Origin of the sequence: Kluyvera sp. EC_51, assembly GCF_019584505.1 — a bacterium.
Lineage (GTDB): Bacteria > Pseudomonadota > Gammaproteobacteria > Enterobacterales > Enterobacteriaceae > Kluyvera > Kluyvera sichuanensis.
In genome coordinates this window covers 1-24,787 of record NZ_VDAG01000085.1, presented here as the reverse complement: position 1 = coordinate 24,787, position 24,787 = coordinate 1, and the positions used below count along the sequence as shown (strand labels likewise).

The window sequence follows — 24,787 nt, the reverse complement described above, 5'->3', positions numbered from 1 at the left end:
TTACTTCGCCACGGTGGATGAGCCGTCGGCATGCCACTGGAAGACCCCAAATTCAAATCCTTTCAGATCGCCTTTGTCATCCCAGCTCAGCGGCCCAATCACGGTTTTCGCACCATTTGCTTTTAAGTCTTTAATCAGCGCCTGAGGGTCATCGCTACCGGTACGTTCCATAGCGGTCGCCAGAGACTGCACGGCAGCGTAGGTGATCCACACGTACGGACCGGTTGGATCTTTCTTCTGCGCTTTCAGGGCATCGACGATAGCGCCGTTTGCCGGATCCTGGTCATAGCGTTTTGGCATGGTAACCAGCATGCCTTCCGCTGCTTTACCGGCGATATTCGACAGCGAAGCGTTACCCACGCCTTCTGGCCCCATAAACTGCGTTTTCAGGCCAACCGCGCGCGCCTGGCGCAGCATCTGCCCCATTTCCGGGTAGTAGCCGCCGTAGTAAACGAAGTCGATGTTCTCTTTTTGCAGACGGGCAATCAGCGCAGAGAAGTCTTTTTCACCCGCGGTAATCCCGTCGAAGAAGACGATATTGGCTTTGCCCGCTTTCAGCCCGTCCTGAACGGAACGCGCCAGACCTTCACCGTACTGCTGCTTGTCGTGAATGATAGCGATGCGCTGTGGCTTCACTTTATTCAGGATGTAGTTTGCCGCGGTTGGGCCCTGAGAGGAGTCCAGACCAGCGGTACGCATGATGTAGTGGTAGCCACGCTGGGTCAGCTCTGGGTTAGTCGCACCCGGGGAGATCATCAGAATGCCTTCGTCTTCATAGATGTCAGACGCAGGCTGCGTGGAGGAAGAGCAGAGGTGGCCAATCACGTATTTGATGCCGTCGTTAACGATTTTGTTCGCGACCGCCACCGCTTGTTTCGGGTCACAGGCATCGTCGTACTCAACGCCGACCAGCTTGTCACCCTTAATGCCACCTTTGGCATTGATGTCTTTAATGGCCTGGCGCGCGCCGTTGAACTCCATGTCGCCCCACTGGGCAACCGGGCCGGACATCGCACCGACAACCGCTACCTTAATATCGTCTGCCATCGCCGCGTGAGACATAGCCAGCGCGATCATCCCTGCGATTACTGTTTTTGTATTCCTTTTCATACTTCGGGATCCCCATTCGTGATGTCGTATTTACACGTCGTGGCGTGCATATATTTTGTTGTGTGGTGGTTAAAAAGCATTCTGTACTTTTAATATACAACGCTACTTTTGCCATTATCTTTAATGAGTTAGCGCAGCTTTTTGGCTAAAAACAGACTAAATTCTCTATTTTTCAGTCTATTAAGAAAAGATAATATTCTGATTTTCACCATAGATAAACAAAAAAAAGCCCGAACGGCAGCATAAAATAACGACACAATAAGCCGAATAAAACGCTGGTTTTCAGGTTAAAGTTCTGACTATTTTTCGATCCATGATGTTTCAAACTGTCTGCATGGATATCGAAAAATTAATCACCTACTGAACAAGCCAAAAAAGAGAAAGCGTCCGGCAGAATAAATTGAGTACACTGGCCACCATTTTCGAGATTTGAGCAAACTGCCCATGAAGCTGACCATCATTCGTTTAGACACCTTTAGCGATCAGGACCGCATCTGCCTCGGTAAGATCTGGCCTGCTCAGACCCCCAACGAACAGCACCTTGATGAGAACCACCGCCTGTATGCCGCCCGTTTTAACGAACGCCTGCTGGCAGCGGTAAAGGTGACGATCAACGGCAGCCAGGGGACGCTTAACAGTCTGTGCGTACGCGAAGTCACCCGCCGTCGCGGCGTGGGGCAGTATCTGGTCGAAGAGGTGATGCACGATAACCCGCAGGTCAGCCGCTGGACGCTGAGCAAAGCCGGCGTGGAAGAGAGCCTGGAAACGGCCGCATTTGCCAAAGCGATGGGCTTTACGGTGCATGCTGAGGGCTGGGTTCGAGGGTAATGCCGGTCCCGGCGTCGGCTAACGCCTCGGCCGGGCTACATCATAGTAGCCCGACCGAGCGTAGCGACGCCGGGGAAGCGCCGTACGAATTACTTCGCGTCGGTCGCCGTACCGTTAGCGTGCCAGTTGAAGATGCCGAATTCGAAGCCCTTCAGGTCGCCTTTCTCATCCCACGACAGCGGACCCATCACGGTATCCACGGTATTGGCTTTCAGGTATTTTGCGATCTCGGCCGGGTCGTCAGAGTGATTCAGACCCGCCTGCAGAGATTGCAGCGCAGCGTAGGTGGTCCATACGAATGCACCACTTGGATCTTCTTTCTTCGCTTTGATCGCGTCTACGATTGGTTTGTTCGCCGGAACCTGGTCGTAGTTCTTAGGCTTAGTCACCAGCAGACCTTCCGCAGAATCACCCGCGATGTTAGACAGTGAAACGTTCGCCACGCCTTCCGGCCCCATGAACTGGGTTTTCAGGCCAGCAGCACGCGCCTGACGCAGGATCTGCCCCATTTCCGGGTGATAACCGCCGAAGTAGACGAAGTCGATGTTCTCTTTCTTCAGACGCGCCACCAGGGTGGAGAAGTCTTTCTCACCGGCAGTGATACCGTCGAAGAAGACCACGTTCGCGCCGCCTTTCTTCAGACCGTCCTGCACTGCACGTGCCAGACCTTCACCGTACTGCTGCTTATCGTGAACGACCGCGATGCGCTGTGGTTTCACTTTCTCGAGGATATATTTCGCCGCGGTTGGGCCCTGGTCTGAGTCCAGACCGGTGGTACGCAGAATCAGTTTATAGCCACGTGCGGTCAGCTCAGGCGCGGTCGCCGCTGGGGTGATCATCAAAATACCTTCGTCTTCATAGATGTCAGACGCAGGCTGTGTAGAGGAGGAGCAGAGGTGACCGATAACGTATTTGATCCCGTCATTCACCACTTTGTTCGCTACCGCAACCGCTTGTTTCGGGTCACAGGCGTCATCGTATTTTACGATTTCCAGCTTATTGCCCTTGATACCGCCCTTGGCGTTAATGTCGGCAACTGCCTGAGTCGCACCGCTGAACTCCTGGTCACCGTACTGCGCAACCGGGCCGGACATCGCGCCAACAACAGCAACTTTAATATTTTCTGCTAATGCCATATTGCTGAATGCCAGCGCAATACATCCTGCCAGTAACGCTTTACCCTTCATTTTCATCCTGAGGTTCCCCATTGTTATGGTTGTTGCATTTGTTGTGATGTTGTTATTTAGCACATTATTCTTATATCACTTGCGTGGTAAGTATAAGATATTAATATTGAGGGAGGCTGACCGTGCTTTTTCAGCATACTCTGCTAAAACATACCCCATTTTTGTGGAATTGAAACGTTAAATTTGACGGATTTGTAACGCAAAAATGACAAAAAAAAGCCACTCATCGGAGTGGCTTGGGAGTTAGGTGCTTCCCCGGCGGCGCTTTGCCTGGAAGGGCACGGTCTATTCAGTTATCGCCCGACGAATCACCTCCAGCGCCTGCTGGAACTGCTTCTCAGGGATGGTAAGCGGGTACAAGAAGCGAATCACGTTGCCATACACGCCGCAACTCAGCAGCAGCACCCCTTCCGCCAGTGCACGATCCTGCACCAGTTTGGTCAATTCCGGCGACGGCTCCCCGGTTTGCGGATTCACAAACTCTACGGCCACCATCGACCCCACGCCGCGCACGTCGGCAATCGCCGGGCAGCTTTCGCGTAATTTATTAAGTACTTCAATCAGATGCTGGCCCAGATGGTTGGCGCGAGTGCAAAGCGCCTCTTCCTCAATCACATCCAGCACCGCATGCGCGGCAGCAATCGCCAGCGGGTTCCCCGCATAGGTACCACCAAGGCCGCCAGGTGCAGGAGCATCCATCACCTCGGCACGCCCCGAGACGCCCGAGAGCGGGAAACCGCCCGCCAGGCTTTTTGCCATGGTGATAAGGTCAGGCTTCACGCTGTAGTGCTCCATCGCAAACAGCTTGCCGGTACGGGCAAAGCCGGTCTGCACTTCATCGGCAATCAGCAAAATACCGTGGGTATCACAAAGCTGACGCAGCGCCTGCATAAAATCAGCAGGGGCAACATTAAAGCCGCCTTCGCCCTGCACTGGTTCAATGATAATCGCCGCCACCTGATCCGGGGCGATATCGGCTTTGAAAATATGAGTCAGGCTTTTGAGCGCCATCTCGGTGGTCACACCGTGCGCAGCGTTTGGGAAGATGCCGTGATACACCGAGCCGGGAAACGGACCGAAGCCGATTTTGTACGGTGCGACTTTGCCGGTCAGCGCCATGGTCATAAACGTACGACCGTGGAAGCCACCACCGAAGGTAATCAGTCCCGGACGTTTGGTATAGGCGCGGGCAATTTTCACCGCATTCTCAACCGCTTCCGCCCCAGTGCTGAAAAACGCCGTTTTGGCGTTTCCGGCAATAGGCACGGCGGCATTAATACGTTCTGCTAATGACACATAGCTTTCATAGGGGACTATCTGATAGGCGGTATGGGTAAAAGCCTGCAGCTGGTTTTCAACGGCGGCCATCACCTGTGGATGGCGATGTCCGGTATTCAGCACCGCAATGCCAGCGGCAAAGTCGATGTACTCGTTACCTTCAATATCCCACAGCGTGGCGTTCTCGGCGCGCTCCGCGTAGAAGCCGCACATCACGCCCACACCGCGCGGCGTGGCCTGTAAACGCCGATGATTCAGTGACTCGTTACTCACGGTAAACCCCCTGCCGTTGAAATGACGAAAAGTCTATTCAGTCTTTGCCATCGCCTGCATTAACGCCAGCGGCAAACGTGAAATAAGCAGAGGAAAGCGTGATGACGGGGAGCAGAAAAACAAAACCCCCGGATGGGCATCCAGGGGTTATCGGGGTCACGCGTTAACTAACGTTATCAGGCTTCGATAGCCGCACGCAGTTTTTTCATCGCGTTCTTTTCAAGCTGACGTACACGCTCGGCGGATACGCCGTAACGGTCGGCCAGTTCCTGCAGCGTAGACTTGTTGTCTTCGTCCAGCCAGCGGGCGCGAATGATGTCCTGGCTACGTTCGTCCAGGCCCTGCATTGCGTCGGTCAGCTTATTCGCTGCCTGCTCTTCCCAGTTATCATCTTCGATGCCGTCGGCAAAGTTGGACGATTTATCCTGCAGATAGAGCACCGGAGCAACCGAGTGGCTTTCAGACTCATCGTCTGAGGACATATCAAACGCCATGTCCTGCGCCGCCATACGGGATTCCATCTCGCGAACGTCTTTACTGGAAACGCCCAGCTCGCGGGCAACCATTTCCACTTCATCCTGATTGAACCAGCCCAGACGCTGCTTGGTTTTACGCAGGTTGAAGAACAGCTTACGCTGCGCTTTGGTGGTCGCGACTTTAACGATACGCCAGTTACGCAGTACGTATTCGTGAATTTCCGCTTTGATCCAATGCACCGCAAAGGAGACCAGGCGTACGCCCACTTCTGGGTTAAAACGACGTACAGCTTTCATCAGGCCGATGTTGCCTTCCTGAATCAAGTCCGCCTGCGGCAGGCCATAGCCCGAGTAATTACGAGCAATATGAACAACAAAGCGCAGGTGAGACAGGATCAGCGTTTTAGCTGCTTCCAGATCGCCCTGGTAATGCAGCCGTTCAGCAAGCGCCTTTTCTTCATCAGCCGTCAACATCGGCCATGCGTTCGCAGCCCGGATATAAGATTCCAGGTTACCAACAGGGGCTAACGCTAAATTTTGCATTTCTTTGGTCATTCAAATCCTCTCAATTCACTTCATACTGGCGGCGGCTTGTCCCCGAAGGCAACAAACATGCCAGGCTCTATGAGCAACGAGAATATCATCCGCTCTTTTATCAGACAGTGAGTTTATCCACAAGTTCAATGCAACAGTGTGAATAAATTACGCACAAAATGTGACACGCGATAGGCCGCGAGGGCAGAAAGATGGGGTTTAAAACGCATCCCCTGCGGACGGAAGTCGTCGCAGGGGAAGAGTATAACAGAACTTTTTTAATCGGGAGTAAAGTGGCGTAAATGTTGTACCGTGGCAAGCCAGGCTGCCACCCAACCGATCATCGAGCTAACCAGCAGCAACAGCAGGCACTCGTCAAATGACAGGCCGCTCAGCTCAAACTGGGTACCGAAGACACGTGCCACTTCGGTGACCGCCGATGACAGTCGCATCACCAGAATTTCCGACAGGATCAGCGACAGGAACGCGCCGGAGAAGCCCAGCAGCGCACCGCCGTAAAGGAACGGACGCAGGATAAACCCATCGGTTGCCCCAATCAGCTTCTGCACGTTGATGGTATCACGACGCGCAAAGATGCTCAGACGCACGCTGTTACCGATGACGAGGAACACCGCCGCCACCATCAGCACGCCGATCATCGCCGACACGCGGCCCACAAGCCCGGTAATGGAAGCCAGACGCGCAAACCAGCTGTCATCCATACGCACTTCGTTAACGCCCTGAATCTGTGCCACGCGGTCACGCAGCGTGTTCAGCGCATCGGTGGTCTGGAAGTCGATTTTCGGGATAACGACCGCCACCGCAGGCAGCGGGTTCTCTTCCAGCATATCCAGCGCGCCGCCAAAGCCCGACCAGTTGCGGAATTCACCCAGCGCTTCGTCGCGGGAGAGGTAGTTCACCTTATCCACGCCCTGCTCGGCCTGCAGTTGACCCACCACTTTCGCCGCCGCATCGTCATCCAGCGTTTTCTCCAGATAGACGGTGATCTGCGGAGAGGGGTAGTACTGCGAAGCCGCCGTATTGACGTTCTTGTAGACCATATAGCAGACGCTTGGCAGCGTCAGGGAGATGGCGATCACCATCACCGTCAGGAAGGTCGCCAGTGGCTTGCTTTTCAGATCCTGCAGCGCGCCTTGCCAGGCATAGCGTACCTGCTCGTTGAAGACATTGGTTTTACGCGAGTTCGGTTTCGGCGCCGGTTTGCCGCGCTTCGGCGCATTGCGCCCGCCGTCACCTGATGAGGAGACCGATTTACGCAAGCGGTCGAGTCGCCCGCCGAACTGGCGAATTTGGTTGATTGCGTCGCGCTTATTCACCGGTGTGGCCTCCATGCATGTGGCCGTCGCTCAGCGTCAGCATGCGGTAAGAACGGCTGGAGATAAGCCCAATGTCGTGCGTCGCCATCAGCACCGTTACCCCAACGCGGTTAAACTCTTCGAACAGTCGCAAAATGCCTTCCGACAGTGCGTTATCCAGGTTACCCGTCGGTTCATCCGCCAGCAGTACTGCCGGCTTGTTCACCACCGCACGGGCAATGCCCACGCGCTGCTGTTCACCACCGGAGAGCTGAATCGGGAAGTTTCTCGCTTTATCAAGCAGCCCGACTTTGTCCAGCGCCGCCGAGACGCGACGACGAATATCGTCCGCACTTGCCCCCGCGATGATCAGCGGGATCGCCACGTTATCAAACACGGTTCTGTCCATCAGCAGATGGTGATCCTGGAAAATCATGCCGATCTGGCGACGTAAGAACGGCACCTCACGGTTCTTCAGGCGGCTGATGTCGTGCCCGCCGAAGTAAATTTTCCCCGCGCTCGGCCGCTCAATCCCACAGATAAGCTTCAGCAGGGTACTTTTACCCGCGCCGGAGTGGCCGGTCAGGAATGCCATCTCGCCTGGCTGCATGTGGAATGTGACTCCCTGCAGCGCTTGTCTCCCGCCGAGATAGGCTTTGCTGACGTGTTCAAAGCGAATCATGATTAATCCTCTCGGGCAAAAAGTGCCTCAATAAAATCGCCCGCTTTAAACGGACGTAAGTCCTCAATACGTTCACCGACGCCGATATAGCGAATCGGAATGCCGAACTGATCCGCCACGGAGAATATCACCCCGCCCTTAGCGGTACCGTCGAGTTTAGTCAACGTGATGCCGGTCAGGCCAACGGCCTCGTGGAACAGTTTGGCCTGGCTGATGGCGTTCTGCCCGGTGCTGGCGTCGATGGTCAGCATGACTTCATGCGGCGCGTCGACATCGAGCTTTTTCATCACGCGAACAATTTTCTTCAGCTCTTCCATCAGGTGCGATTTATTCTGCAAGCGCCCTGCGGTATCAGCAATCAGTACATCAACGTTACGCGCTTTCGCCGCCTGGATGGCATCGAAAATGACCGAGGCAGAATCTGCGCCGGTGTGCTGCGCGATAACCGGAATATTGTTGCGCTGGCCCCAGACCTGCAGCTGCTCAACCGCCGCCGCACGGAAGGTATCACCCGCCGCCAGCATCACCGTTTTGCCCTGCTGCTCGAACTGACGCGCCAGCTTGCCGATGGTGGTGGTTTTACCCACACCATTCACGCCGACCATCAAAATAACGAATGGCGTTTTGCCTTCAATATTAAGTGGTTCATCCACTTTTGCGAGGATTTCACCCATTTCATCTTTCAACAGACCGTACAGCGCTTCGGCATCGCGCAGCTGTTTCCGGCTGGCGGTTTCGGTCAGGCTATTGATGATCTTACGGGTGGTTTCCACGCCGACGTCGGCAATCAGCAGCTGCTCTTCCAGCTCTTCAAACAGATCGTCGTCGATTTTCTTGCCGCGGAATAGACTGATAAATCCGGAACCGAGGTTTTCTTTGGTTTTTAACAGGCTGCGTTTCAGGCGCGCGAAGAAACCTTCTTTGGTTGGCTTTTCCTGCTCCTGCTGAGCTTCATCCGCTGGAGCTTCAACGGCCGCTTCTTCTTCCACCGCTTCGTTTTCCGACTCGACGGCAAGCGCCTGCGCTTCCAGTTCTTCGTCGGTTAACTCATCGACGGTCTCAGGTTCAATCTCTTCAACCACTTCTGGCAGTGCTTCGGCAACCGGTTCAACGGTTTCAACCACTTCTGGCTGTGCTTCGGCAACCGGTTCAACGGTTTCAACCACTTCGGGCTGTACTTCGGCAACCGGTTCAACGGCCTCAACCACTTCTGGCTGTACTTCGGCTACTGGCTCAACGGTTTCAACCACTTCTGGCTGTACTTCGGCAACCGGCTCAACAGCTTCAACCATTTCTGGCTGTGTTTCGGCAACCGGCTCAACGGCTTCGATGACTTCTGGCTGAATTTCTTCAACCGCTTCGGCCTGAGCGATTTCGCGTTCAGCAACCTGTTCAGTGACTTCAACCACTTCTTCGGCAAACGCTTCGCTTTCAGCGATGGTGTGCGGTTCAGCAACCTCTTCGGCAGGCGCTTGCGCTTCTTCGACGCGCGGCGTCTCTTCTGCAACCGTTTCAGGCTCAGCAGTCGGTGTTTCAGCTACCGGCTGCTCTTCAATTTTCTCTTCTGATTCAACGACCTGATCCTGTTCTTTCTGCCCAAAGCCCAGCCAGGAAAAAAAGCCACGTTTTTTTTCTTTTGCCATTTGCAACCACACTCCCCGCTGTTTTTGATGGCGCCACTTCGCCATAATCGACGCGAAGGCTAAAATAATGATGAAATTAGTCGGTTAGTCTACCACTTAACTTCCCTGGCTTCACCGCTTTCACCCGGCAGGGCAGAAAGCTAGAATAGCAGGCCGAAAGAGCGACCAGAGCAAGCAAATGAAAAAACCAACTTCCGGCGGCATGGGCCAGATCCGCATTATTGGCGGGCAGTGGCGCGGCCGTAAACTCCCCGTTCCTGATAGTCCAGGACTCAGGCCCACCACCGATCGCGTGCGTGAGACCCTCTTTAACTGGCTGGCACCCTCAATGGTAGATGCCCGCTGCCTGGACTGCTTCGCCGGAAGCGGTGCGTTAGGGCTGGAAGCACTCTCCCGTTATGCCGCCAGCGCCACGCTGCTGGAGATGGAGCGTTCAGTAGCCCAACAGCTGCAAAAGAACCTCGCCACGCTGAACGCCGCACAGGGTAAAGTGGTGAATACCAATACCCTTGCATTCCTCGCTCAGAGCGGCACGCCGCATGATATTATTTTTGTCGATCCACCATTCCGTAAAGGATTGCTGGAAGAGACGTTAAACTTACTGGAAACCAACGGTTGGCTGGCCGATAACGCGCTGATCTACGTCGAAAGCGAAGTCGAAAATGGCCTACCACTGGTGCCGGTCAGTTGGGATCTGCATCGGGAAAAAATTGCCGGTCAGGTTGCCTACCGTCTCTATCATCGTGAAGTGCAGGGAGAAAGTGATGCTGATTAATCTTGGACGCGCGCTGATGCTGTGCGTATGGGCGTTTCTGGTGCTGAACCTGGTTCACCCGTTCCCCCGCCCGCTGAACATTTTCGTTAACGTTGCGCTGATCTTTATGGTCCTGATGCACGGCATGCAGATGGCGCTGCTGCAGTCGACGATGCCAAAAGATGGCCCCCAAATGAGCCGCGGCGAGAAAGTGCGTATCTTCCTCTTCGGCGTGTTTGAACTGCTGGTGTGGCAGAAAAAAATAGGCGCGAGCTTGAAGAAGAAGTAAGGGTTTCCCGGCCTGGCTCCCCGCCAGGCCCTGTTTTTACTGTTCGGCCTTAAAGTCGACAAAGCGCGAGCCTTTGTAGCTCAACGTCCCTCTATCCCCCACCGTTAGTTGATGATACTGCTCGGCCTCGACGCGGAAACTCACCTCCAGCCCGCCCTGCTCCGGTTTAAAGCTGACGTCATAACGCATATCGCTACCAGCTGGCGTCACCGTCTGCTGACGCGAACGGCGATCGTTCAGCACCTTTTCGCGCTTGTTCGTCACCACCACCCGCTTTTGCATTAGCGGAGCGGCATCGTTATCCATTTTTTCCCGGCGTTGCTGGACGAAGCGGAACGACGCAGCCACGATGATAATGGCGACAACGACGATGAAAAAAAGCGGCATCTTGCTCATTTCAGGTTCTCTTAAGAATTTACGCAAATCATAGTAAACGGCGCAGTCTGCCATTGTCATCTGGCGGCTGCGGCTACTACACTGGACATTCAAGACTGGCAGTACAGTACCCATTAAGATAACAGATACAGGGACTTATTATGCTTTGGTCGTTTATCGCAGTATTCTTCTCAGGCTGGCTCTATGTGGATGCCGCCTACCGTGGGCCCGCCTGGCAGCGCTGGGCATTCAAACCTATCACCTTAATTTTACTCCTGTTTCTCGCCTGGCAGGCGCCGATGTTTAACGCCATCAGCTACCTGGTACTGGCGGGCCTGTGCGCCTCATTGCTCGGCGATGCCCTCACGCTGTTGCCACGTCAGCGCATGCTGTACGCCATCGGCGCGTTTTTCCTGTCGCACCTGCTGTATACCATCTGGTTTGCCGGACAGCTGACCTTCACCTTCTTCTGGCCGCTGCCGGTGGTGCTGCTGGTGATTGGCGTGCTCTGGCTGGCGGTTATCTGGACGCGGCTTGAAGAGATGCGTCTGCCGGTTCTGGCCTTTATCGCCATGACGCTGATGATGGTCTGGGTCGCGGGCGAGCTGTGGTTTATGCGTCCAACGGACACCGCGCTCTCCGGTTTCTTCGGTGCCGGTTTACTGCTGTTGGGTAACATTATCTGGCTGGTGAGCAAATATCGCTGCCGTTTCCGCGCGGATACAGCCATTTACGCAGCCTGCTACTTTGCCGGGCACTTCTTTATCGTTCGCGCGCTTTACCTGTAATTTCCTGCTTGACTCTGGAGTCGACTCCAGAGTGTATGCTGCGCTTAATGAAGCAACGATCATTAATCGGAGGATACGATGTCGACTCCAGAGACACGTAACAATAAAGCCCCCCAATTCTCATCCTTTAAACTCGCGCCTGTGCCACAGCCACAGGACGACTGCTGCTGCGATAGCCAATGCGCAACGGCTGAACCCGCGGTAGAACCGACGCTGGACGCCCGCTATAGCTGGGTCGTCAACGGCATGGACTGCGCCGCCTGCGCCCGTAAAGTCGAAACGGCGGTAAGCCAGGTCGCCGGTGTGAAGCAGGTTAAGGTGCTGTTCGCTACCGAAAAGCTGCTGGTTGATGCCGATGACGACATCCGCGCTCAGGTGGAGAAAGCCGTGAGCGCCGCAGGTTATTCGCTGCGTAACGACAGCGACCCGAAGGCGGAAGAAAACACCCCGCGCTGGCGGGAGAACCTGCCGCTAATCGCGCTCGCCGTGATGATGGCAATTAGCTGGGGGCTGGAGCAGTTCAACCATCCGCTCGGCAACCTGGCGTTTATCGCCACCACGCTGGTTGGCCTTTACCCTATCGCCCGCCAGGCGCTGCGTCTGATGAAAAGCGGCAGTTGGTTCGCTATAGAAACGCTGATGAGCGTCGCGGCCATCGGCGCGCTGTTTATCGGCGCGACGGCGGAAGCGGCGATGGTGCTGCTGCTGTTCTTAATCGGTGAAAGGCTGGAAGGCTGGGCCGCAAACCGTGCGCGTCAAGGCGTAAGCGCGCTGATGGCACTGAAGCCAGACACCGCCGTGCGCGTACGTGATGGCCAGCGTGAAACCGTGGCGCAGAAGGATCTCCAGCCAGGCGATGTCATTGAAGTGGCCGCCGGTGGGCGCTTGCCTGCCGACGGGAAGCTCATCACCCCGTTTGCCAGCTTTGATGAGAGCGCGTTAACCGGCGAGTCCATTCCGGTAGAACGTAACGCTGGCGAGAGCGTGCCAGCAGGGGCAACCAGCGCTGACCGCCTGGTACAGCTGAGCGTTATTTCAAAACCTGGCGACAGCGCCATCGACCGTATCCTGCGTTTGATTGAAGAGGCCGAGGAACGTCGCGCGCCTATCGAGCGCTTTATCGACCGCTTCAGCCGCATCTATACCCCGGCGATTATGGCCGTCGCGCTGCTGGTGACGCTGGTGCCGCCGCTGCTGTTTGCCGCCTCGTGGGAGGAGTGGATCTACAAAGGGCTGACGCTGCTGCTGATTGGCTGCCCGTGTGCGCTGGTTATCTCGACTCCGGCAGCGATTACCTCAGGCCTTGCCACCGCTGCGCGCCACGGCGCGTTGATTAAAGGCGGTGCAGCGCTGGAGCAGTTGGGTCGCATCACCCAGATGGCCTTTGATAAAACCGGCACCCTGACGCTCGGCAAACCGCAGGTGACCACGATTATCCCAACCGCCGAACTCAGTGAAGACACCCTGCTGGCGCTGTCTGCTGCGGTGGAACAAGGCTCTACCCACCCGCTGGCGCAGGCCGTGGTGCGCGAGGCGCAGCAGCGTGAACTGACCATTCCACAGGCCGTTGAGCAGCGTACGCTCGTCGGTTCCGGGATTGAAGCCAACGTCGATGGGCAGCGCATCATTATCTGCGCCGCAGGCAAGTTCCCGACGCCTGATCATCAGGCTGAGATCCAACAATTGGAAAGCCAGGGCAACACCGTGGTACTCGTTACCCGTGACGATACCCTGCTGGGGATTGTAGCGCTACGAGATACCGTGCGTCAGGAGGCGCGTCAGGCGGTCGATGGTCTGCGGGAATTAGGCATTCAGGGCATCATTCTGACCGGGGACAACCCGCGCGCTGCTGCCGCCATTGCCGATGAGTTAGGCATGGCCTACCGCGCCAACCTGCTGCCTGCCGATAAGGTCAGTGAAGTGACAGCGCTGAACGCTCAGGGGCCGCTGGCGATGGTGGGTGACGGGATTAACGACGCTCCGGCGATGAAGGCTGCGGCGATGGGCATCGCGATGGGCAGCGGCACCGACGTGGCGCTGGAAACCGCCGATGCGGCGCTGACGCATAACCGTCTGACCGGGCTGGTGCAGATGATTCGCCTGGCTCGCGCCACCCACGCTAACGTTCGCCAAAACATTGCCATTGCGCTGGGGCTGAAGGGCATTTTCCTTATCACCACGCTGCTCGGCATGACCGGGTTGTGGCTGGCAGTACTAGCGGATACCGGTGCAACGGTGCTGGTGACGTTGAACGCGCTGCGACTGCTGCGCGGGAAGTTTAGCGCGTAACCCTGTAGCCCGGGCGAGGCGTTTACGCCGACCCCGGGTAGGCCCAGAGCGATTCCCGGCGGCGCTTCGCTTGGCCGGGCTACGGATCCGCAGTTAGTGGCGCTTACGCAGCAAATACTGGTACGGCACTGACTCGGTCTGCTGAGCAATCAGCTCATGTTCCATAAAGCGGCAAAAACCGGGGATATCGCGCGTGGTGGCGGGATCGTCAGCAATAATCAGCAGCGTTTCCCCCACCGGCATCGTCCGCACGGTCTTACGCACCATCATTACCGGTTCCGGGCAGCGCAGCCCTTGCGCGTCTAAGGTGTGGTCGGGGCTGGAAAACAAATCGGTCATGAGCATCTCGTCGTCAGAAAAAACGCGCTTAGTTTACGCTGACCTTGCCTCAACGCAACCAGGTTAACGATTGCGCGAAAAACAACCATTGCAATGAAACGGGAAAGCAGTATCATTCCGCCCCTGCATTGGGTTTGCAGACTTATTGGGTTCCCTCACCCCAACCACTAAAAAGGTACAATATGACTCCCTTTATTTCCTTACAGCGCCGACATGCGCTGGTTTGGCTATCGCTATTTCACCTGCTGGTGATCACCTCCAGTAACTATCTGGTGCAACTGCCGGTTTCTATCTTCGGCTTCCACACTACCTGGGGCGCGTTTAGCTTTCCGTTTATCTTCCTTGCGACCGACCTGACCGTGCGAATCTTTGGCGCACCGCTGGCTCGCCGTATCGTTTTCGCGGTGATGGCCCCGGCGCTGCTGATCTCCTACGTGATTTCATCGCTGTTCTATATGGGCGAATGGCAGGGCTTCGGCGCGCTGGCGCACTTTAACCTGTTCGTGGCCCGTATCGCTGCCGCCAGCTTTATGGCCTATGCCCTGGGGCAGATCCTTGACGTGCACGTGTTTAACCGCCTGCGTCAAAGCCGCCACTGGTGGCTTGCACCGACGGCCTCCACGCTGTTCGGTAACATCAGCGATACCCTGGCGTTCTTCTTTATCGCTTTCTGGCGCAGCACCGACCCGTTTATGGCAACGCACTGGGTAGAAATCGCCCTCGTGGACTACTGCTTTAAAGTGCTGATCAGCATTGTTTTCTTCCTGCCGATGTACGGCGTGCTGCTGAATATGCTATTGAAAAGGCTGGCAGATAAATCTGATTTGTCAGCAATGCAGCCTGGTTAAGGGTTCATTACACGGGTTGTGATAAGATACGCAGATGAGCCGTTATGGCTATTTATCGAAAGGAAGATGTCAATGCGCAAATTGGTGAAATATGCTGGTATTGGCCTGCTGGTAATGGGCCTTGCGGCCTGTGACAACAGCGACACCAGCACCCCTGCACAAGGTTCTGCAGCCGCAAGCGATGCCGCAGGTCAGGCTATCAATCTGTTAGACGGTAAGCTGAACTTTACGCTGCCGGCCGGGATGACCGACCAGAGCGGTAAGCTGGGCACCCAGAGCAACAACATGCACGTCTACTCTGACGCCACCGGCATGAAAGCGGTCATCGTCATCGTTGGCGACGACACCACCGAAGATTTAGCGGTGCTGGCAAAACGTCTTGAAGATCAGCAGCGCAGCCGCGACCCGCAGCTGCAGGTGGTGACCAATAAATCTATCGACGTGAAGGGCCACACGCTGCAGCAGCTCGACAGCATCATCTCTGCTAAAGGGCAGACCGCGTACTCTTCCGTCGTACTGGGTAAAATCGATGGCAAACTGCTGACCATGCAGATCACGCTGCCAGCGGACAACCAGCAGCAGGCGCAGTCTGACGCTGAGAAAATCATCAATACGCTGGTCATCAACTAAGTTTTGCTGACTGATAAACGGCCTCTTGCGTGCTTACGCAAGAGGCCGTTTTTTTAGCCGCCACCCCAACAGCAACGCCACCGCCACCAGCCCTGCGGCGGCAATGTAAATCGTCGAAATCCCCATCCACGCCATCATCAGCCCGGCCAGCGGCCCGGTAATACCCAGCGATAAATCCATAAACACGGTATAGGTTGCCAGCGCAGAGCCCTGATTCTGCTGCGGCACGGCTTTCACCGCCACCACGCCCAGCGCCGGGAACACCAGCGAGAATCCCGCTCCGGCAAAGAAGGTGCCGATTTTTGCCATCGTCGGCGTGTCAGCCACGCCCACCAGCAGCAGGCCGACAATCTCCACCGAGAAGCAGATCATCGCCACGTTCAGCCCGCCCAGACGGTTGATGCCGTTCGGGAACAGCAGACGCGTTCCCACAAATGCACAGCTAAAGAGCGTGAGTGCAAACGCCGCGCCATCCCAGCCTTTCGCGTCATAAAACAGGGTGATGAAGGTAGCAATCACCCCAAAGCCCGCGGAGGCCAATGCCAGCGCCATACCGTAAGGCCAGACGCGCCCCAGCACCGCGCGAAAAGACATCGGCTTGCCCTTTTTCGCTTTCACTTCTGCACGCGGCAGCGCGCACAGGATGGCCACGGCGGCTACCGCCATAATCGCCAATGCCAACCCCTCAAGACCAACGTAGCGGTAGCACACCACGCCAAGCGGCGCGCCCATCGCCATCGCGCCATAGGTAACAATCCCGTTCCATGAGATGACCCGGCCAATATGCGGCGAACCCACGACACCCACGCCCCAGAGCGTCGAGCCAGTACCGGCAAAACTTTGGCCGATACCGAGGATCACGCGTCCCAGGCACAACAGCACCAGACTGAGCAGCGGCCAGCCGCTGCCCGTTGCTGCCAGCAGGTAGCTCAACCCGCTGAGGAAGCAGCCGCACAGCCCCATCACCACGATCCGTTTTGGCCCCAGCAGGTCGGCATAGCGCCCGGCATGCGGGCGGCTTAGCAGCGTGGCGAAATATTGCAGGCTGATAACCAGCCCCGCCCAGAAGGCGCTGAATCCCATGACGTCGTGGACATAGCCGGGCAGCACCGCCAGCGGCAGGCCAATGGTGAGGTAGCTTGCGAAGTTGAAGATAACGATGGAGACAATACGCAGGTTGAGGCGCAGGCCGCTAAGCGATTCCTCGGCGTCAGCTGCTGGCATAGATAATCCCTTATAGATGCAACGAAAAAGGCATTATTGCACATTTTGTAGCCCGGGCGAGGCGTTTACGCCGACCCCAGGGAGGTTCGGAGATCCCCCGGCGGCGCTTCGCTTGGCCGGGCTACAGGTACTACGGGGTAGGGGAAGGTTTGTTTGGCCAGAAGATGGTGATAACACCCGAGATAATGACGACTACGCCCAGCAGACCACGCCAGGAGAAAGGTTCGTGCCAGCCCGGCAGCCAGATAGCGGCGCACCATACCACCATATAACTCAGGCTCAGCAACGCGTAAGCTTTTGCCAGCGGCAGGCGCTTCAGGGCGAAGAACCAGCAGGCCATCGAGGCGACGTAGCCGAACAGACCAAGGAAAAGCGCCAGCGTGCCGTCGCCGAAATGCAGCAGGTGGAGAAGGAACACCAGCGGCTGCTCCGCCGGTGGCAGAGTTGTCATGGCCACCCGCAGCGTCAGTTGGGCGGCGCTCACCAGCCCAACGCTCATTAATGCCCAGATAAGCCCCATCAGGCGCTGCTCCCTAGCAACATAATGCCGACAATAATCAGCCCAACGCCCGCCCAGTGACGGCGGCTGACCGGCTCACGCCAGATAGTACGCGCCGCCAGCGTCACCCAGACAAAGTTCAGGCTCAGCATCGGGTAGGCCACGCTGACCGGGATTTGCTGCAGCACCAGCAGCCACAGTAGCATCCCCAGCCCGAGCATCGCCAGCGCGAGCCCAAGCCAGGTCATCAGATGACGCCCACGCTGCCCGGCGGGTGCCGGGCGCGTAGCCTGTTTCTGGCATAGCTGCCCGGCACAGCTCAATAAGCTGGCGAGCAGCAGGCAGGCCCAGGTGATCATTGCGGACGGTACTGAATAAACGCGGTACGACCCATCACATACACCTCATCCGGTTTTGGCAACGGCAGATCCACCACTTTGGTATTGCGCTGCAGCTGCAGTACCAGAGAGATTGGCCCCTCCTGACGATGCGCTTCCAGCCACTGTGGGAAATCTTCGCTGGAGATAAAGCGCCCTTTCGCATCCGGATAGGAAAGACCGTATTTCAGCTCGCCCGTCTGCGAATACATGATGACGTCGCTGCGGTTCAGTTCCCAGGCAAGCCCCGCGGCGATACCGACGTTGTTGCTCAGTACGTAGCGGCTTGGAGTCAGCGACTCGCTCACAATATCCACCAGGAACTGCGGCTGCTTACTGTCGGTCACACGGTCAGGAATCGCAAAGCCCACCAGCAGCGCTAACCCCATCGGGCAGAGTGCCGCCAGCGTCCAGCGCGGCGTTGTCGACTTAATAGACAACCAGCCCATCAGCGCCCAGACAAAGAACGCCACCGCCGCCAGCACACACTTATACAGCTCAATCTGCATCCACACCGGGTGCTTCATCGGCCCCCACGGCGACACAACAACCACCGCCACCAAACCAACCACGCCGAAGGCGATGTTGATGATGCCGTTAATCCGCAGCGCCTTCGCGCCCACTTTCGCTGCATCCACCGCATAGCGCGCCATCAGCATCGCCAGCGGCCCAAAGCACGGCAGAATATAGGTCGGCAGCTTGCCTTTTGCGATGCTGAAGAACAGGAACGGCATCACTATCCAGCCCAACAGATAGAACGCGCTGCCCTGGCCTTGACGATCGCGCCAGCCGAGCTTTAATGCGCCCGGCAGCAGCGCCAGCCACGGCAGGCTCCCGGCAATCAGGAACGGCAGATAATACCAGAACGGTGCTTTATGCTGAGCGTCGCTCTGCGCAAAACGCTGAATATGCTCGACCCAGAAGAAGTAGCGCCAGAAGTCACCTTCACGCAGCGCAATCGCCAGCCCCCACGGCAGCACGGTGAGCACGCACACCAGCACCGACAGCCAGCCCCAGATAAGGACTTCCCGCCAGCGCTTCTGGGCGATAACCCACGGCAGCACGCCGATGACCGGCACCGCTAGCGCCAGGAACCCTTTGGTCATCACCCCCATGCCACAAGCGATACCGAGCAGCACGTAGCCCCAGAAGCGTTCACCGGTGGTTTTCGCCGACGCAGCCAGCCAGAAGCTGAACATCGCCAGGGTCATCCACAGCGTGATCATCGGGTCGAGTACCGCATAGGTGCCGATACCGTAGACCAGGAACGCCGTCAGGAAGATAACGCCGGAGAGCACCGCCACTTTCTTGTCGCGCCAGATACGCCAGGCAAGCCAGGCCACCAGCAGCGCAGACACGGTGATAGAGAACACCGAGCCAAAGCGCACGCCAAAGTTGTTATGCCCAAAGAGCCACTGACCAATGCTGTTGATCCAGTAGCCCGCAATCGGCTTTTCAAAATAACGCAGGCCGAGGAAGTGCGGCACAATCCAGTCGCCGGTGGCCAGCATTTCACGGCTGATCTCGGCGTAGCGGGTTTCATCCGGCTGCCACAGCAACCGGAAGTTGAGGGGCAGAAGGTAGTAAAGAACGAACAATGCAACTAACGAAATACCGTAGCGAAGGGATTTCATACATCGGGGCTCAATAGTTGTTGGCAACCAAGCCAGCCTTCACGGCCAGCCAACTCTCCCCGTACCACCTTCCCGACCGGGAGCTGACGGAAGTCATCCGGAAGAAGCTGGCTCAGCGGGCAAAACAGAATTTCCTGTTGCGCCGCCAGGGTCAGCAGATAATCGAACTGTTCGGCGCATACACCGCCTTCAACCTCTGCATGAATGGTATAAACCGGCGTACCGGTATCTTTGCGGATCTGCTCCAGCAGCCAGCGGTTATAGCCTTCCGCGCTGACCACGGTGCCGACGGCTTCATCCCAGGTTGGCAGAGTAACGGGGATCTGCACGGTAGCCATCTCCCCATTAGCCAACTGTGGAAGAAACGGCTGCGTGCCGCGACAGTCGCTGTTGTAGTGAAAATCAAAGGACTCTTTGGCCTTCACCACACGCTGATCCGCGCGCCAGCCCGCCACCGCAGAGCAGGAGACCGGACGGCCGAGAATAGACTCCAGCTCACGCAAGCCGCGCCCAATCTCTTCCACCAGTTGCTGCTCTTTCCACACGCCGCTCCACTGCTGCCAGCGGTGATGATCCCAGGCGTGGAGCCCGACTTCATGCACCTGCGCAACGCTGCGGATAATCTCCGCGTTTGCCGCACCGATACGTCGTCCAGGCCAGGCCGTGCCGGCGAGGAGAATATCCCAGCCATACAGCGATGCCGCGCGCGAGCGCAGCATCTTCCACAAGAACTTCGGTTTTACCAGGCGCCACAAGTGGCGCCCCATGTTATCCGGCCCGACGCTGAAGAAAAAACTGGCCTGTACGCGGTGCTTTTTGAGCACCGCCATCAGCCGTGGCACGCCCTCGCGAGTGCCGCGAAAGGTGTCCACATCAACGCGCAAACCTACTTTTTTCATGATGATTTTTCATCCGTCAATTCAACCGTGCGCAGGAAGAAGTCCAGCGTCTCTTCAACGGTCTGCTGCATTTCTACCGTCGGCTGCCAGTCAAGGCAACGTTTGGCGTTACGGATGCTCGGCTTACGGTGCTCAACGTCCTGATAGCCTTTGCCGTAGTAGTCGCTGCTTTCCACTTCACGGAAGCCAGCAAACGGCGGGAAGCGGTCACGCAGTGGGTGACGTTCGAAGCAGTCGAGCAGCATTTCTGCCAGCTCTTTGATGCTCGCTTCGTTGTCCGGGTTACCGATGTTGATGATCTGCCCATCGCAACGGCCATCTTTGTTCTCGATGATGCGGAACAGCGCTTCGATACCGTCGCTGATGTCGGTAAAGCAACGTTTCTGCTTGCCGCCTTCGATCAGTTTGATCGGTGAACCTTCAACCAGGTTGAGGATCAGCTGGGTGATCGCACGGGAGCTGCCGATACGCGCGGCGTTCAGGTTATCCAGACGCGGGCCCATCCAGTTAAACGGACGGAACAGGGTAAATTTGAGGCCGGTTTTGTCGCCGTAGGCCCAAATAACACGGTCCAGCAGCTGCTTGGAAACCGAGTAGATCCAACGCTGTTTGCTGATTGGCCCCACCACCAGGTTGGAGGTGTCTTCATCGAAGTTAGCGTCGGTGCACATGCCGTACACTTCGGAAGTCGACGGGAAGATGATGCGCTTGTTGTACTTCACGCAGTCACGAATAATCTTCAGGTTCTCTTCGAAGTCTAACTCGAACACGCGCAGCGGGTTACGGGTGTATTCGATAGGGGTCGCAATCGCCACCAGCGGCAGCACCACGTCGCATTTTTTAATGTGGTACTCGATCCACTCGGAGTGGATACTGATGTCGCCTTCGACAAAGTGGAAGCGCGGGCAGTCGAGGAAGCGGCTGATGGCGTCAGAGCCAATATCCAGGCCGTAAATCTCGTAGTTGTCGTCCTCAAGCAGACGTTCCGTCAGGTGGTTACCGATAAAGCCGTTCACGCCCAGAATCAGCACGCGAGTACGACGTTTCACCGCCACAAACGGACGGCTGGAGAGCAGCGCACCGGCCACCAGGCCCATTGCTGGCGCCAGCTGAGTGCCCTGCATGTAAACGCCGTTAGCGCTCTGACCGGTGACGATTTCCAGCGCGCCTTCACCGCAGGCAACCACCAGCGGCGCCACGGACAGCACGGTACCCGGCTTCGCGGCGGCCATATCGGTACGCACACGAGATTTCCAGACGATAAATTTGTTGGTGCCGACATAGCCAAACGCGCCCGGCCACGGATCGCTCACCGCGCGGACCAGGTTGTGCAGCTCCTGCGCCGGTTTTTCCCAAGTCAGACGACCGTCATCTGGGGTACGACGACCCACGTAGGTCGCCTGAGTATCGTCCTGCGCACGTTCCTGAGTCTGGCCGCTGCGGATTTTCGGCAGCGCATCGCCCAGCAGAGTCTGGGAAGCCGCACACAGCTTACGGTGCAGCGACAGTGCCACGTCAGAGTCGGCAATGGCGACGGTCTGCTGCGCCACAATGTCGCCCGCATCAGCGCGGTGGGTCATGCGGTGCAGGGTGACGCCGGTCTCTTTCTCACCGTTCACCAGCACCCAGTTCAGCGGCGCGCGGCCACGGTATTTAGGCAGCAGGGAACCGTGCAGGTTGAACGCGCCTTTTGGCGCCAGATTCAGAATCTCGTCACTCAGCAGGTTGCGGTAGTAGAAGGAGAAAATCACTTCCGGTGCCATCGCACGAATACGGTCAACCCACAGCGGGTGGTTCACATCTTCCGGTGCATAGACGGTAATGCCCTGCTCGGCTGCCAGACGGGCAACGGAGCCAAAGAAGTTGTTTTCACCGGCGTTATCCGGGTGAGTGAAGATCGCCTCAATGTCGTATCCGGCATCCAGCAGTGCCTGAATACCGGTGCAACCCATGTCGTGATAGGCAAATACAACAGCTTTCATTAACGATTTTCCTCTTCAGATTCCAGATTTTCCTGGCGAACAACACGTTGAATAAAGTAACGAGGACGGGCGCGCACGTCGTTGTAGATGCGGCCGATATACTCCCCGAGGAGGCCCATGCCGATAAACTGGGCCCCGATAAACATGAACAGAATGGCGAACAGCATGAACACACCGTCCCCCGCCCATTCCGGGCCCAGCGCCAGACGCAGCACCACTAACAGAATGGAGAAGGCAAAGCCGAGCACGGCGATGACGCTGCCGACCACGCTCAGAAGACGCAGCGGCGTGGTGGTTAAACAGGTCACCAGGTCGTACATCAGGTTGATCAGGCGCATAAAGCTGTATTTCGAGTCGCCGAACTCACGCTCGGCGTGCATCACCGGGATCTCCACGGCGCGGCGAGCAAAGGTGTTCGCCAGAATCGGGATAAAGGTGCTGCGTTCGTGGCAATTGAGCATCGCGTCGATGATGTGGCGGCGATAGGCGCGCAGCATGCAGCCGTAGTCGCCCATCGCTTTACCGGTGGTCCGCTGGATCAGACGGTTAATCATCTTCGAGGCGGTTTTACGGAAGATGCTGTCCTGACGGTTCTGGCGCACGGTGCCGACCACGTCATAGCCTTCGTCTGCTTTTTCGACCAGCCGCGGAATCTCTTCCGGCGGGTTTTGCAGGTCGGCATCAAGGGTGATGATCAGGTCTCCAGTGACATGGCTGAAGCCCGCCATAATCGCCGAGTGCTGGCCGTAGTTACGGTTCAGCAGCACCGCCACAATGTGGCTTTCCGGGGCTTCTGCCGCTTCAACCAGCATGCGTGCGGAGTCGTCGCTGCTGCCGTCATCAACCAGCAGAATTTCATAGTCACGATTCAGGGTCGCGCAGGCCGCGTCGGTACGGCGGAGAAGCTCCGGCAGGCTATCCTGCTCGTTGTAGACCGGGATCACGACGGAGACTTTCTTGACTAACGGGTACTCAAACATATCAACGGCCTGCTAACTGGTGGAGCGCCGTAATGACACGGGAGGTGTCGTCATCGGTCATATCCGGGAAAAGAGGTAATGAACAGATACGCGCGCTGTTCCATTCGGTATTCGGCAGGGAGAGTTCCGGGAAGCGCTCGCGGTAATATTTCTGCGTATGCGCCGCGCGGAAGTGCAGCCCGGTGCCAATGCCTTGCGCCTTGAGCTGCTCCATCAGCGCATCACGGCTGATACCGCAGCGCGCTTCGTCCACGCGAATAATGAACAGATGCCAGGCATGCTGGTGCGGCCAACTCGGTACGGCCAGCGGCTGGAATGGCGTGTCGGCCAGTTCCTGCACGTAGCGCTGCGCAATATCGTTGCGACGCTGGTTGGCCGCCCCTAATTTGCCCAACTGAACCAGCGCCAGGGCGGCGTTGATGTCGGCCAGGTTGTACTTAAAGCCCGGGCTAATCACTTCTGCCTGCGGAGCGCGGCCATGGGTCTGGCGGTCATAGGCATCAACGCCGAGACCGTGGAATTTGAGGCTGCGAATGCGGTTTGCCAGCTGTTCGTCGTCGGTGACAATCAGCCCGCCCTCGGCGCTGGTCATGTTTTTAATAGCGTGGAAGGAGAAAATCGCCGTTCCCTGCCAGCCAACATGATGGCCTTTGTAGTAGGTACCCGCCGCATGCGCCGCATCTTCAATCATCGGAATACCGTGACGTTCAGCAACCGCGCGAATACCGTCGATATCCGCAGGCGCACCGGCATAGTGCACGGGAATAATGGCTTTGGTACGCGGGGTAATCGCCGCTTCGACCGCCTCAGGGGTAATCATCAGATTGTCACGATCGACATCGATCATTACCGGCGTCGCGCCCAGCAGCACGATCATATTGAGGGTGGAAACCCAGGTTTGCGAAGGGGTGATAACTTCATCGCCAGGACCAATACCGAGGGCCATCAGCGTGACGTGCATACCACCGGTCGCGGAGCTCACGGCAATCGAGAAACGGTTGCCCGTCAGGGCGCAAAACGCCTCTTCCAGCGCCTGGTTTTTTGGCCCGGTGGTGATCCAACCAGATTGCAGCACCTCTTTCAGCGCTGCGAACTCCGCCTCGCCCATAGAGGGACGTGAAAACGGCAGAAAATCACTCATGAATGTTCCTTACCCTATAACGCAAATGAGTACGCCTGATTCGTGAATAAAACGGTGCTATCGCGATGTTGTTAAAATCAGGAATAGATAGATGTGATAATTAAACCTACAACATTGAATTGCGGTAAAAGTATCAGTGTTATCTTAGGATAAGATTAAGAAAGAAATGCGCATTCGCACAATAAATGATTAATAAACAAAATCAATACTTTATAAAGGTCATTGTTCTCGCTGAATTTTTGTAAAAAAAAGCCCAGCTTGCATTGCAACTGGGCTCTGGTTCACATAATTCAACGTGGTGATGCTGCCAACTTACTGATTTAGTGTATGATGGTGTTTTTGAGGTGCTCCAGTGGCTTCTGTTTCTATCAGCTGTCCCTCCTGTTCAGCTACTGACGGGGTGGTGCGTAAC

General features: G+C 56.7%; 25 protein-coding genes. 8 read left to right on the top strand and 17 right to left on the bottom strand.

Annotation, left to right across the window (positions count from 1 at the left end; translation table 11 throughout):
* Positions 1–1,110 carry a high-affinity branched-chain amino acid ABC transporter substrate-binding protein LivK gene (livK, locus tag FHC49_RS15095; RefSeq protein WP_185667358.1) on the bottom strand — a complete coding sequence of 370 codons (1,110 nt, stop codon included), beginning with the start codon at positions 1,108–1,110 and terminating at the stop codon, positions 1–3.
* Positions 1,111–1,554: 444 nt separating this feature from the next.
* Here livK and panM point away from each other — a divergent pair, with 444 nt between their 5' ends.
* Entirely contained in the window at positions 1,555–1,938 is a 384-nt protein-coding gene (gene panM / locus FHC49_RS15090; protein ID WP_220440223.1) for an aspartate 1-decarboxylase autocleavage activator PanM, read from the top strand.
* A gap of 89 nt (positions 1,939–2,027) precedes the next feature.
* Here panM and livJ read toward each other — a convergent pair whose 3' ends face one another.
* The 6 genes from livJ to ftsY all read right to left on the bottom strand — a co-directional run bounded on the left by livJ (position 2,028) and on the right by ftsY (position 9,327).
* Positions 2,028–3,131 carry a branched chain amino acid ABC transporter substrate-binding protein LivJ gene (livJ, locus tag FHC49_RS15085; RefSeq protein ID WP_185667360.1) on the bottom strand — a complete coding sequence of 368 codons (1,104 nt, stop codon included), beginning with the start codon at positions 3,129–3,131 and terminating at the stop codon, positions 2,028–2,030.
* A gap of 279 nt (positions 3,132–3,410) precedes the next feature.
* Positions 3,411–4,676, bottom strand: coding sequence for a 4-aminobutyrate--2-oxoglutarate transaminase (locus FHC49_RS15080; protein ID WP_220440222.1), 1,266 nt, complete (start codon positions 4,674–4,676; stop codon positions 3,411–3,413).
* Positions 4,677–4,852: 176 nt separating this feature from the next.
* Positions 4,853–5,707, bottom strand: a complete 855-nt coding sequence (gene rpoH, locus FHC49_RS15075) for an RNA polymerase sigma factor RpoH (protein ID WP_064541362.1) — start codon at positions 5,705–5,707, stop codon at positions 4,853–4,855.
* 257 nt (positions 5,708–5,964) lie between these two features.
* Complete coding sequence (gene ftsX / locus FHC49_RS15070; RefSeq protein ID WP_220440221.1) at positions 5,965–7,023, bottom strand: permease-like cell division protein FtsX; 1,059 nt, start codon at positions 7,021–7,023, stop codon at positions 5,965–5,967.
* Complete coding sequence (gene ftsE, locus FHC49_RS15065) at positions 7,016–7,684, bottom strand: cell division ATP-binding protein FtsE (RefSeq protein ID WP_220440220.1); 669 nt, start codon at positions 7,682–7,684, stop codon at positions 7,016–7,018. The genes ftsX and ftsE overlap by 8 nt, the downstream gene beginning before the upstream one ends.
* 2 nt (positions 7,685–7,686) lie before the next feature.
* Complete coding sequence (gene ftsY, locus FHC49_RS15060) at positions 7,687–9,327, bottom strand: signal recognition particle-docking protein FtsY (protein WP_220440219.1); 1,641 nt, start codon at positions 9,325–9,327, stop codon at positions 7,687–7,689.
* 178 nt (positions 9,328–9,505) lie between these two features.
* Between ftsY and rsmD the strand changes: the two genes are divergently transcribed.
* On the top strand, positions 9,506–10,102 hold the full coding sequence (rsmD, locus tag FHC49_RS15055) for a 16S rRNA (guanine(966)-N(2))-methyltransferase (protein WP_220440218.1): 597 nt from the start codon (positions 9,506–9,508) through the stop codon (positions 10,100–10,102).
* The gene (locus FHC49_RS15050; protein WP_035894809.1) at positions 10,092–10,370 is read left to right on the top strand and encodes a DUF1145 family protein; all 279 of its coding nucleotides are present in this window, start codon (positions 10,092–10,094) and stop codon (positions 10,368–10,370) included. Before rsmD ends, FHC49_RS15050 begins: the two co-directional genes overlap by 11 nt.
* A gap of 36 nt (positions 10,371–10,406) precedes the next feature.
* Here FHC49_RS15050 and FHC49_RS15045 read toward each other — a convergent pair whose 3' ends face one another.
* Positions 10,407–10,766: a DUF2500 domain-containing protein gene (locus FHC49_RS15045; RefSeq protein ID WP_220440217.1), complete on the bottom strand. Its 360-nt coding sequence runs from the start codon at positions 10,764–10,766 to the stop codon at positions 10,407–10,409.
* 140 nt (positions 10,767–10,906) lie between these two features.
* Between FHC49_RS15045 and FHC49_RS15040 the strand changes: the two genes are divergently transcribed.
* Both FHC49_RS15040 and zntA read left to right on the top strand, forming a co-directional pair.
* Positions 10,907–11,533: a lysoplasmalogenase gene (locus tag FHC49_RS15040; RefSeq protein ID WP_220440216.1), complete on the top strand. Its 627-nt coding sequence runs from the start codon at positions 10,907–10,909 to the stop codon at positions 11,531–11,533.
* 78 nt (positions 11,534–11,611) lie between these two features.
* Entirely contained in the window at positions 11,612–13,822 is a 2,211-nt protein-coding gene (zntA, locus tag FHC49_RS15035) for a Zn(II)/Cd(II)/Pb(II) translocating P-type ATPase ZntA (RefSeq protein WP_220440215.1), read from the top strand.
* A 93-nt stretch (positions 13,823–13,915) separates the two neighbouring features.
* Here zntA and tusA read toward each other — a convergent pair whose 3' ends face one another.
* A complete protein-coding gene (gene tusA / locus FHC49_RS15030; RefSeq protein ID WP_185667370.1) occupies positions 13,916–14,161 on the bottom strand; it encodes a sulfurtransferase TusA in 246 nt (81 codons plus the stop codon).
* Between the two features lie 182 nt (positions 14,162–14,343).
* On the opposite strand from tusA, the gene FHC49_RS15025 reads away from it, so the two are divergent.
* On the top strand, positions 14,344–15,009 hold the full coding sequence (locus FHC49_RS15025; RefSeq protein WP_220440214.1) for a 7-cyano-7-deazaguanine/7-aminomethyl-7-deazaguanine transporter: 666 nt from the start codon (positions 14,344–14,346) through the stop codon (positions 15,007–15,009).
* A 72-nt stretch (positions 15,010–15,081) separates the two neighbouring features.
* The gene (locus FHC49_RS15020) at positions 15,082–15,639 is read left to right on the top strand and encodes a DcrB family lipoprotein (protein ID WP_185667372.1); all 558 of its coding nucleotides are present in this window, start codon (positions 15,082–15,084) and stop codon (positions 15,637–15,639) included.
* A gap of 33 nt (positions 15,640–15,672) precedes the next feature.
* Here FHC49_RS15020 and FHC49_RS15015 read toward each other — a convergent pair whose 3' ends face one another.
* The 8 genes from FHC49_RS15015 to arnB all read right to left on the bottom strand — a co-directional run bounded on the left by FHC49_RS15015 (position 15,673) and on the right by arnB (position 24,375).
* Positions 15,673–16,863 (bottom strand): MFS transporter, encoded by a 1,191-nt coding sequence (locus FHC49_RS15015; protein WP_220440213.1) that lies wholly within the window; start codon positions 16,861–16,863, stop codon positions 15,673–15,675.
* Between the two features lie 130 nt (positions 16,864–16,993).
* On the bottom strand, positions 16,994–17,383 hold the full coding sequence (arnF, locus tag FHC49_RS15010) for a 4-amino-4-deoxy-L-arabinose-phosphoundecaprenol flippase subunit ArnF (protein WP_220440212.1): 390 nt from the start codon (positions 17,381–17,383) through the stop codon (positions 16,994–16,996).
* On the bottom strand, positions 17,383–17,721 hold the full coding sequence (gene arnE, locus FHC49_RS15005; RefSeq protein ID WP_220440211.1) for a 4-amino-4-deoxy-L-arabinose-phosphoundecaprenol flippase subunit ArnE: 339 nt from the start codon (positions 17,719–17,721) through the stop codon (positions 17,383–17,385). Before arnE ends, arnF begins: the two co-directional genes overlap by 1 nt.
* Entirely contained in the window at positions 17,718–19,373 is a 1,656-nt protein-coding gene (gene arnT / locus FHC49_RS15000; RefSeq protein WP_220440210.1) for a lipid IV(A) 4-amino-4-deoxy-L-arabinosyltransferase, read from the bottom strand. The genes arnE and arnT overlap by 4 nt, the downstream gene beginning before the upstream one ends.
* Complete coding sequence (arnD, locus tag FHC49_RS14995; protein ID WP_185667377.1) at positions 19,370–20,272, bottom strand: 4-deoxy-4-formamido-L-arabinose-phosphoundecaprenol deformylase; 903 nt, start codon at positions 20,270–20,272, stop codon at positions 19,370–19,372. The genes arnT and arnD overlap by 4 nt, the downstream gene beginning before the upstream one ends.
* Entirely contained in the window at positions 20,269–22,254 is a 1,986-nt protein-coding gene (gene arnA / locus FHC49_RS14990; protein WP_220440209.1) for a bifunctional UDP-4-amino-4-deoxy-L-arabinose formyltransferase/UDP-glucuronic acid oxidase ArnA, read from the bottom strand. Before arnA ends, arnD begins: the two co-directional genes overlap by 4 nt.
* Positions 22,254–23,234 carry an undecaprenyl-phosphate 4-deoxy-4-formamido-L-arabinose transferase gene (gene arnC, locus FHC49_RS14985; protein ID WP_220440208.1) on the bottom strand — a complete coding sequence of 327 codons (981 nt, stop codon included), beginning with the start codon at positions 23,232–23,234 and terminating at the stop codon, positions 22,254–22,256. Before arnC ends, arnA begins: the two co-directional genes overlap by 1 nt.
* A gap of 1 nt (position 23,235) precedes the next feature.
* A complete protein-coding gene (arnB, locus tag FHC49_RS14980; RefSeq protein WP_220440207.1) occupies positions 23,236–24,375 on the bottom strand; it encodes a UDP-4-amino-4-deoxy-L-arabinose aminotransferase in 1,140 nt (379 codons plus the stop codon).
* 352 nt (positions 24,376–24,727) lie between these two features.
* Between arnB and FHC49_RS24755 the strand changes: the two genes are divergently transcribed.
* Positions 24,728–24,787, top strand: a 60-nt coding sequence (locus FHC49_RS24755) for an IS1 family transposase (RefSeq protein WP_001623223.1), incomplete at its 3' end; no start/stop codon positions are given.